This is a genomic window from Cryobacterium sp. M25 (genome assembly GCF_002929635.1).
GTDB lineage: Bacteria > Actinomycetota > Actinomycetes > Actinomycetales > Microbacteriaceae > Cryobacterium > Cryobacterium sandaracinum.
Map to the genome: position 1 here is coordinate 1 of NZ_PJJU01000013.1, position 8721 is coordinate 8721.

6 protein-coding genes are annotated in these 8721 nt (G+C 66.8%); 5 read left to right on the top strand and 1 reads right to left on the bottom strand.

The window, feature by feature from the left end; translation table 11 throughout:
- Positions 1 to 116: 116 nt before the first annotated feature.
- Together ptsP and CXY81_RS00160 are read left to right on the top strand one after the other, a co-directional pair.
- The gene (gene ptsP, locus CXY81_RS00155; protein WP_104193603.1) at positions 117 to 1718 is read left to right on the top strand and encodes a phosphoenolpyruvate--protein phosphotransferase; all 1602 of its coding nucleotides are present in this window, start codon (positions 117 to 119) and stop codon (positions 1716 to 1718) included.
- Between the two features lie 338 nt (positions 1719 to 2056).
- Complete coding sequence (locus CXY81_RS00160) at positions 2057 to 3202, top strand: glycerol dehydrogenase (protein WP_104171363.1); 1146 nt, start codon at positions 2057 to 2059, stop codon at positions 3200 to 3202.
- 57 nt (positions 3203 to 3259) lie between these two features.
- On the opposite strand, the gene CXY81_RS00165 is transcribed toward CXY81_RS00160, so the two are convergent.
- Complete coding sequence (locus tag CXY81_RS00165) at positions 3260 to 4228, bottom strand: sugar-binding transcriptional regulator (protein ID WP_104171364.1); 969 nt, start codon at positions 4226 to 4228, stop codon at positions 3260 to 3262.
- A 103-nt stretch (positions 4229 to 4331) separates the two neighbouring features.
- Here CXY81_RS00165 and CXY81_RS00170 point away from each other — a divergent pair, with 103 nt between their 5' ends.
- The 3 genes from CXY81_RS00170 (at position 4332) to glpK (ending at position 8644) form a co-directional block, all read left to right on the top strand.
- The gene (locus CXY81_RS00170; RefSeq protein ID WP_199182884.1) at positions 4332 to 6086 is read left to right on the top strand and encodes a glycerol-3-phosphate dehydrogenase/oxidase; all 1755 of its coding nucleotides are present in this window, start codon (positions 4332 to 4334) and stop codon (positions 6084 to 6086) included.
- 210 nt (positions 6087 to 6296) lie between these two features.
- Entirely contained in the window at positions 6297 to 7061 is a 765-nt protein-coding gene (locus CXY81_RS00175; protein ID WP_104171365.1) for an MIP/aquaporin family protein, read from the top strand.
- A gap of 68 nt (positions 7062 to 7129) precedes the next feature.
- Complete coding sequence (gene glpK, locus CXY81_RS00180; RefSeq protein ID WP_104171366.1) at positions 7130 to 8644, top strand: glycerol kinase GlpK; 1515 nt, start codon at positions 7130 to 7132, stop codon at positions 8642 to 8644.
- Positions 8645 to 8721: the final 77 nt, after the last annotated feature.

Genomic DNA, 8721 nt, shown 5'->3' on the forward strand with positions numbered 1-8721 from the left:
AGGCGCGGCCGCAGGCGCGGCCGCAGGCGCGGCCGCAGGCGCGGCCGCAGGGCGGGGCGCCGTCGAGCGGGCCTCTGGGCGTGAGCCCCGGCTTCGCCGTCGGTCCGATCGTGCGGATGCAGGAACCGGTGGACGAGCCGGGGCCGGCAGTCGCACTCCCCCTGCGCGAGCGGGCGGCGGCCGCGGAGAGGATCGTGGCCGCCGCGGCATCCGTAGCCCTGGCCCTGCGGGACAAGGCGGCCCGGGTGTCGGGAGCGGCGCGTGGGATCCTGGAGGCAACGGCGCTGATGGCGGCGGATCCCGGGCTGATCGATGCTGCCGTTTCCCGGGTGACCGGGCAGGGCCACACTCCGGAGCGTGCCGTCTGGGCGGCTGTGGGCGAGGTCACAGCGGTTTTTAAGGAGCAAGGTGGGCTCCTCGCCGAACGTGTCTCGGACCTGCACGACGTGCGCAACCGCATCGTGTCCGAGTTGCTCGGCCGACCGGCACCGGGCCTGCCGTATCGTGTGGAGCCGTATGTGCTCGTGGCCCGGGACCTGGCCCCCGCCGACACGGCGCTGATCGACCCCACGGTGTGTCGGGCGATCGTCACCGTCGAGGGCGGGCCCACCTCCCATACGGCCATTCTCGCGCGGGCGCTTGGCTTGCCTGCCGTGGTGGCGGCCCGCGATGCGATGGACCTGCCCGAGGGAAGCGTGGTGATCGTTGACGGCACGACCGGTGAGATCGTCGTGGCCCCCACCGACGAACAAGTGTTGCGAGCCGAGGAACAGATCCGCCGGGTGATCACCTTCGACGGTGCGGGAAGGACCAGGGACGGGCACCGCGTGCAGCTCCTCGCGAACGTGGCTTCGCCTGACAGCGTTGCCGCCGCGATCGAGGCGAATGCCGAGGGTGTCGGCCTCTTCCGCACCGAATTCTGCTTCCTCGACCACGCCGAGGCTCCGGGACTCGACGAACAGGTCGCCGCGTACCGCCAGGTGTTCGCCGGATTCCCCGGGAAGAAGGTCACTATCCGAACGCTGGATGCGGGAGCCGACAAGCCGCTGGCCTTCGTCACGGCGGCCGACGAAGTCAACCCTGCCCTGGGCATCCGGGGGTATCGCACAGCGTGGCAGCGGCCGGAACTGCTGGACACTCAGCTGCAGGCCATCGCAGCGGCGGCCGCCGCGGAAGACGCCGACGTCGGCGTCATGGCGCCGATGATCGCGACCGTCGACGAGTCCGTGGACTTCGCGGCCCGCTGTGCCGCGCACGGCCTGCACAACGTGGGCGTGATGATCGAGACACCCGCTGCCGCTATCACGGCGGGCCCCATCCTCGAACGGGTGGACTTCGCGAGTCTGGGGACCAACGACCTCGCCCAGTACACCATGGCGGCCGATCGGCTGATGGGGGAGCTCGCCCTGCTCAACGACCCCTGGCAGCCGGCGGTCCTGCGGATGATCCGGGAGGCCTGCCAGGCCGGTCTGGCGGCAGGCAAGCCGGTCGGGGTCTGCGGTGAGGCCGCGGCAGATCCGATGCTTGCCGCCATCTTGGTGGGGCTCGGGGCGACCAGCCTGTCGATGTCCCCGCGAGCCCTGGGCGGCGTGGCCGAGTTCCTACGCGGCGTGACGGTGGACCAGTGCCGGGATGCCGCACTCGCCGCGGTCGCCGCCGGCAGCGCCGACGCGGCGCGATCCGCCGCCGCGCTCCTGCTGGAGCCGACACGGGCGTAGCTGCCGGTGTCGGCCCCTCCCGGGCGTCCGATCTGCACAGATGTGCAACGCTGGCTTTCAGAAACAGCGACGTATTTTCTGTAAATGCTGAATAGCATTCAAAAAATTGGCCAAAAGCGCGTGTTGGTGCGTCAGATCCGATCTCTGAGCCGTGACATCAGACTGGGCGAATGTGCCGGAAACCGCTCGGAGGGTGCGCTCGCACGGTCGCCCGCTGCAGGGCAGCCGATGTCGGTCGAATCGGCGGGCGTAATGTGAAATCTGTGCCCCGGAAGACCGGTTCACCGCCACCGTCCCACAAAGATGTAGACGCAGTTCGACCAGGAAGAAGTTCCACGATGACCACTTCAATCCGCACAGTCATGAGCCCCGGACGTTACGTCCAAGGCAAGGGAGCGATCGATCGCCTCGGCGAATTCGTATCCCAGATCGGCTCCGCCCCCCTGATCGTCGCTGATGACGTCGTGTGGGGTTTCGCAGGGCAGCAGGTCTCGGCGAGCTTCGCTGCTGCCGGCCTCCGCGTCGAACGGGTCGAATTCGACCGCTTTGCGACTGCGTCCGCGGTCGACGCGCTGGTCGAGAAGATCCGCGTAACCACGGCCGACGTGATCATCGGCGTGGGCGGCGGAAGCACGATCGACTCGGCCAAGGCCGCCGGCTTCCTGGCTGGAATTCGTTGGGTCAGCGTGCCCACCGTGGCGTCGACCGACGCTCCCACCTCCGCACTCTCGGTGATCTACACGGAGGAGGGCGAGTTTGTCGAATACCGTTTCTTCCCGCGCAACCCCGACCTCGTGCTGATCGACACCCAGATCGTGGCCAACGCGCCGGTCGAGTTCCTCATCGCCGGAGTCGGCGACGCGCTGGCGACCTGGCTCGAAGCCCGGGCCACGGCGGCTGCCCATGCGACCACGATGGCCGGGGGGCTGCCGACCCAGACCGGCACCGCGCTGGCCAAGTTGTCGTGGGACGTCATCTGGGAGAACGCCCTTCCGGCCCTCGATGCCGTGCGTGACAACCTGGTCACACCTGCTCTCGAGAAGCTGGTGGAGGCGAACACGCTCCTGTCCGGACTCGGTTTCGAGTCGGGCGGTCTGGCCGCCGCCCACGCCATCCACAACGGCCTGACCGCGGCCCCGCAGACCCACGGTCTCACCCACGGTCAGAAGGTGAACATCGGTTCCCTGACCCAGCTGGTCCTCGAGGGCGCGCCACGGACCGAGGTGGAAGACTTCATCGAGTTCACCACTCTCGTTGGATTGCCCACCACGCTGACCGAGATCGGTCTCAGCCTGGACGACGAGAAGGAGCTGAGGGCCATCGCCACGGCGTCAACCCTGCCGGGTGAGACGATCCACAACATGCCGTTCGTGGTCACTGCCGACGACGTCTTCGACGCCCTCAAGTCGATCGAGCGGCTCTCGCGCTCCGTGCGCGTGGCACGCGGCCTGCCTGCCCCCGTCAAGTACGTGCAGAAGCACTGACTTGTCGGCCCGCCGGTCGCCACGAACCTTCCGTGGCGCCGGCGGGCCTCCGTCTGCTCACTCGCACAGTGACCGGGCGCTGCTCTCGTCGATGAACAGGTCAGTGATCAGGTTCGCGGCCAGCGCGCCGCGAAGACTGTCCACCTTAGACTGGCCCGAGACGATGCAGATGCGCCGGGGGGTGCGGCGCAGCACCGACAGTTCCGGGCCGGTGCCGCGATCATTAAGCGGGATGCCGTCGGTCGAGCCGTCCGCGCGGTAGAAGACCGTCGCGACGTCGCCAACGACCCCGGCGTCGCTAAGAGCCGTGAGCTCGTCGTCGTCCAGGTAGCCTCCGACGTAGACGTGGCTGGGGACGTTGGAGAAGGGCGAACCCACGCTGAAGAGCGCGACGTCCATGTTCCTCTGCATTTCCAACAGCCGGCGCAGGCCGCGCTCCCGCCAGTACGCCGTGCGTGTGGCCGGGTCGTCGAAGAAGGTGGGAACCGGGAACTGTTCCAGGCGGGCGCCGAACGCGTTGCTGAACCGCTGCAGGATCTCGTTGGCGTAGTCCAGGCCGGTGCTGCGTGTGTTGCCGGCGCCGTTCAGCTGCACGATCTGTGCGTTGTGAGTGCGTTTGGGGGTCACGTGGCGGCTGACCGCATTCATCGTGGAGCCCCAGGCGATGCCCATGATCATGTTCGAGTCGAAGAACTCGCCGAGAATCCGTGCAACCGAGAGGGCCACGCGCTCCAACCGATCGACGTCGCTGGCGTGGTCGGGCACCGGCACGACGTGCGCGGTGACCTGGAAGCGGTTCAGGATGAGCTTCTCAACCCGGCTCGTCGCGTCGAGTGGGGACCGGATCTGGATGTCGACCAACCCGCTGGTTCTGGCCTGGCTGAGCAGACGGGACACCGAGGAGCGGGAGGTGTGCAGTTCCCGCGCGATGGCCTCCATGGTCAGGTCCTGCATGTAATACAGGTGGGCCGCCGTGAGCGCGTCACTGGTTCGGTCCGACAGGGACGGATCGTCTGGATGGGCCATTTTAACTCCTTGCACGTATGTTCAAACCTCTTGACCGTTTGTGTTGAACCTAGCAGGGTAGAAGCAATTCCCCCCCCACCCACAGAGAAGTGAGCGCATAGTGCTGTCCACACCCGATCAGTCATCTTCCGCACCGGCACAGTCCAGTGGTGCCGCCGCGCAGGCCGCCATCCAGGACCGCCCCCGCGCTCAAGTTCTCATCATCGGAGCCGGCATCAACGGCATCGCGACCTTCCGCGATCTGGCCCTTCAGGGCGTGGACGTCGCCATCGTCGACAAGGGCGACTACGTTTCCGGCGCATCCTCGGCCTCTTCGCACATGATCCACGGCGGTGTGCGTTACCTCGAGAACGGCGAATTCCGCTTGGTCAAGGAGTCTGTGGAGGAGCGCAACAGCCTTCTCAAGATCGCTCCCCATTACGTCAAGCCGCTCAAGACGACCATCCCGATCTACTCCACCTTTTCCGGAGTGATGTCGGCGCCGATGCGGTTCCTCACCCACAAACAGGGTGCGGCCCAAGAGCGCGGAGCTCTGCTGATCAAGATCGGCATGATGCTCTACGATTCCTTCTCCCGCGACGGCGGCAATGTGCCCCGGCACGAATTCCTCGGCAAGAAGGCGTCGCTCGACGTGCTGCCGCAGATCAATCCGGGCCTTAAGTACACGGCCACCTACTACGACGCCTCCATGCACGACCCGGAGCGCCTCGCCCTCGACGTGCTGGCCGACGGCCTAGCCGCCGGCACCCACGCCCGGAGCGCCAACTACATCGAAGCCGTCGGCATGGATGCTGCGGGTGTGCGCCTCCGCAACACGGTCACCGGCGCCGAATTCAGCTTCGAGGCCGACATCGTGGTCAACACGTCCGGACCGTGGACCGACCTCACGAACACGGCCCTCGGCCAGGCCAGCACCTATATGGGCGGCACCAAGGGGTCGCACGTCGTGCTCGACAACCCCGAACTGCTCGCCGCGACCGGCGGTCGCGAGATCTTTTTCGAGCACAGAGACGGCCGCATCGTGCTGATCTTCCCGCTCGCGGGCCGCGTTCTCGTCGGCACGACCGACCTCGAGCACGACATGACTCAGCCGGCGCGCTGCACCGAAGCCGAGGTCGACTACTTCTTCGAACTCGTCAACCACGTTTTCCCAAAGGTGGCCGTCGACCGGGCGCAGATAGTGTTCCGGTTCGCCGGCGTGCGCCCGCTGCCCCGCCACGACGACGAGGCGCCCGGTTTCGTCTCGCGCGACTATCGCATCGAATCGCGCCCGCTCGGCGCCCGGCCCGGCACCCTGCTGAGCCTGGTCGGCGGCAAGTGGACGACCTTCCGCGCCCTGGCCGAACACCTGAGCGGCGACATCCTGACCCTGCTCGGCCTGCCGCGCACCGTCTCGACGGTCGGCCTGCCCATCGGCGGCGGTCGAGACTTCCCGGCGACGGATGCCGCACGCGGGGTCTGGGTTGCCGCCAACGGCGACAAGGTCGGCGCCGAGCGTGCCGATGTGCTGCTGACCCGGTACGGCACGCGCGCCACCGAGGTGATCACCTGGCTCACCGCCGAACCGGACGCGCCGCTCATGCAGCACCCCGGCTACACCCGGCGCGAAATCGAGCTCATCGCCCGGGCGGAATCGGTCATGCACCTGATGGACCTGCTGCTGCGCCGCACCAGCATCGCTTTCCGCGGCGAAGTGACTCTGCCGCTGCTCACCGAGCTGGCCGGCGTGCTCGCACCGGTCCTCGGCTGGGACGCCGCCCGGAGCGCGCATGAGGTCGACACCGCGGTGAATACTCTGCTCGACATGTACGGCGTGCACCTGGCCCCGGCGGAAACGCCGGCCGTCCCGGCCGTCTAGGGACTGCTCGGGACTGCCCTGCGGGCGGGCGGCCGCTGCGGTCGCCTGCCCGCAGCCTGCCCTCCGGCCCGGCTCCGTTCCCGCAGACTTGAAGGCTGATCTGCACAAACGTGCAGAAAGGTCAGGACCATCGGCGGTCTCGAGTCGCTAGGTTTTCTACTATCCGTTTCCTTCGCTTTCTTCATTTCAATGACCTAAAAGGATGTCAACGTGGACAATCTCGGTATCGTATTCCTCTCGGAAGTGGTGGGAACCGCTCTCCTGATCCTGCTGGGCTGCGGGGTGGTCGCCAACGTCGCCCTGACCAAGAACAAGGGCTTCGGCGGCGGATTCCTGATGGTCACCATTGGCTGGGGCCTCGCGGTGTACGCCGGCGTGATCGTCTCCTATAACTCGGGCGCTCATCTGAACCCCGCCGTCACCTTGGGACTCGTGTCGTCCGGGGCCACCGAGTTCGGCTCGGGGGTTCCGGTCAACGCCTTGTCCGTGGCGGCGTACATCGGGGCCCAGATGGTTGGTGCCATCCTGGGTGCCACCGTCGTCTGGCTCGCCTACAAGCAGCACTTCGACCAGGAACCGGAGCCGGCCAACAAGCTCGGCGTGTTCGCGACCGGTCCGGCCATCCGTTCCTACGGCTGGAACCTCATTACCGAGATCATCGGCACCTTCGTGCTCGTCTTCGTCGTCATCGCGTTCGGCGGCGGACGCCAGGGCGAGAACGGCGGCCTGGCCGCCCTTGGCGCCCTTCCGGTGGCCCTGCTCGTAATCGTGATTGGCACCTCGCTGGGTGGACCGACCGGCTACGCGATCAACCCCGCCCGTGACCTCGGCCCGCGCATCGCGCACTTCCTGTTGCCGATCAAGGGCAAGCGTTCCTCCGACTGGGCCTACTCGTGGGTGCCCGTCGTCGGTCCCGTCATCGGTGGCCTGCTGGCCGGCTGGACCTCCGCGTTCCTCCTGCCGATCCTCGCGTAGGCGCCGCGCGCTTCTTCTTTTTCCATTCCTGAATACCCGTGTACCCAGCATTGACAAAGGAGTTAAAAATGGCAAAGTACGTCATCGCAATCGACCAGGGAACCACCAGTTCCCGTGCGATCATCTTCGACAAGACCGGGTCGATCATTTCGACCGGTCAGCTCGAGCACGAACAGATCTTCCCCCGGGCGGGCTGGGTCGAACACGACCCGTTGGAGATCTGGAGCAACACCCGTGAGGTCATCGGTCAGGCTCTGGCCAAGGCCAACCTGACCCGCCACGACATCGCGGCCGTGGGCATCACGAACCAGCGCGAGACCGCCGTCGTCTGGGACCGTCACACCGGCATCCCCGTCTACAACGCCATTGTCTGGCAGGACACCCGCACCCAGCCCATCGTCGACCGACTCGCCGCCGACGGCGGCGTCGATCGTTTCAAGGCCCAGGTCGGCCTGCCGCTGGCGACTTACTTCTCCGGCACCAAAATCGTCTGGATCCTCGAGAACGTCGAAGGGGCGCGAGAGAAGGCTGAGGCCGGCGACCTCATGTTCGGCACGACCGACACCTGGATTCTCTGGAACCTGACCGGCGGCCTCGAGGACGGTGTGCACGCAACCGACGTCACCAACGCCAGCCGCACCATGTTCATGGACCTGAAAACCCTGCAGTGGGACGACGAGATCCTCGCGGCGTTCGACGTGCCCAAGTCGATGCTGCCCGAGATCCGTTCCTCCTCCGAGGTCTACGGCATCGCCAGCGGCCACAGCCTGCTGCGCGAAACCCCGATTGCGAGCATCCTGGGTGACCAGCAGGCCGCGACGTTCGGGCAGGCTGCCTTCGACCAGGGTGAGGCGAAGAACACTTATGGCACCGGTAACTTCCTGATCTTCAATACGGGCACCGATATCATCCACTCCAAGAACGGTCTGCTCACCACGGTCGGCTACAAGCTCGGCGACGCCGAACCGCACTACGCCCTGGAGGGCTCGATCGCGGTCACCGGGTCGCTCGTGCAGTGGCTGCGCGACAACCTGGGCTTCATCAACTCGGCGGAGGAGATCGAGGCGCTCGCCCTGTCGGTCGAGGACAACGGCGGCGCCTACTTCGTGCCCGCCTTCTCCGGCCTGTTCGCGCCGTACTGGCGAGCGGATGCCCGTGGTGCCCTGGTCGGCCTCACCAGCTACGTGAACAAGGGCCACATCGCCCGCGCCGCCCTCGAGGCGATCGCGTACCAGACCCGCGAGGTGCTGGACGCGGTCAACGCCGACGCCGGTGTTCCGTTGACCGCGCTCAAGGTCGACGGCGGGGCCTCGGCCAACGACCTGCTGATGCAGTTCCAGGCCGACATCCTCGGCGTGTCTGTCGTGCGCCCGGTGGTGGCAGAGACGACCGCCCTGGGTGCCGCCTACGCGGCCGGCCTGGCGGTCGGTTTCTGGAACAACCTCGGCGAGCTGCGGTCCAACTGGCAGGAGGACGCCCGCTGGGAGCCGAGCCTGGACATCGCCGAGCGCGACCGTCTGCTGCGCAACTGGAAGAAGGCCGTCACCAAGTCCCTGGACTGGGTCGACGCCGACGTGATCTAGCTGTTGTTCCCACACAGGTTGTGAGCGTGGCGTGAGCTAAAAAAGTGAGGACCTCCGGTATCGATTGGGTTACCACA

Bases quoted from the DNA above. Each gene is read 5' to 3' on its own strand.
- CXY81_RS00160 (WP_104171363.1), top strand. From the start codon at position 2,057: ATGACCACTTCAATCCGCACAGTCATGAGCCCCGGACGTTACGTCCAA.
- glpK (WP_104171366.1), top strand. From the start codon at position 7,130: ATGGCAAAGTACGTCATCGCAATCGACCAGGGAACCACCAGTTCCCGT.
- CXY81_RS00165 (WP_104171364.1), bottom strand. From the start codon at position 4,228: ATGGCCCATCCAGACGATCCGTCCCTGTCGGACCGAACCAGTGACGCG.
- ptsP (WP_104193603.1), top strand. From the start codon at position 117: ATGCAGGAACCGGTGGACGAGCCGGGGCCGGCAGTCGCACTCCCCCTG.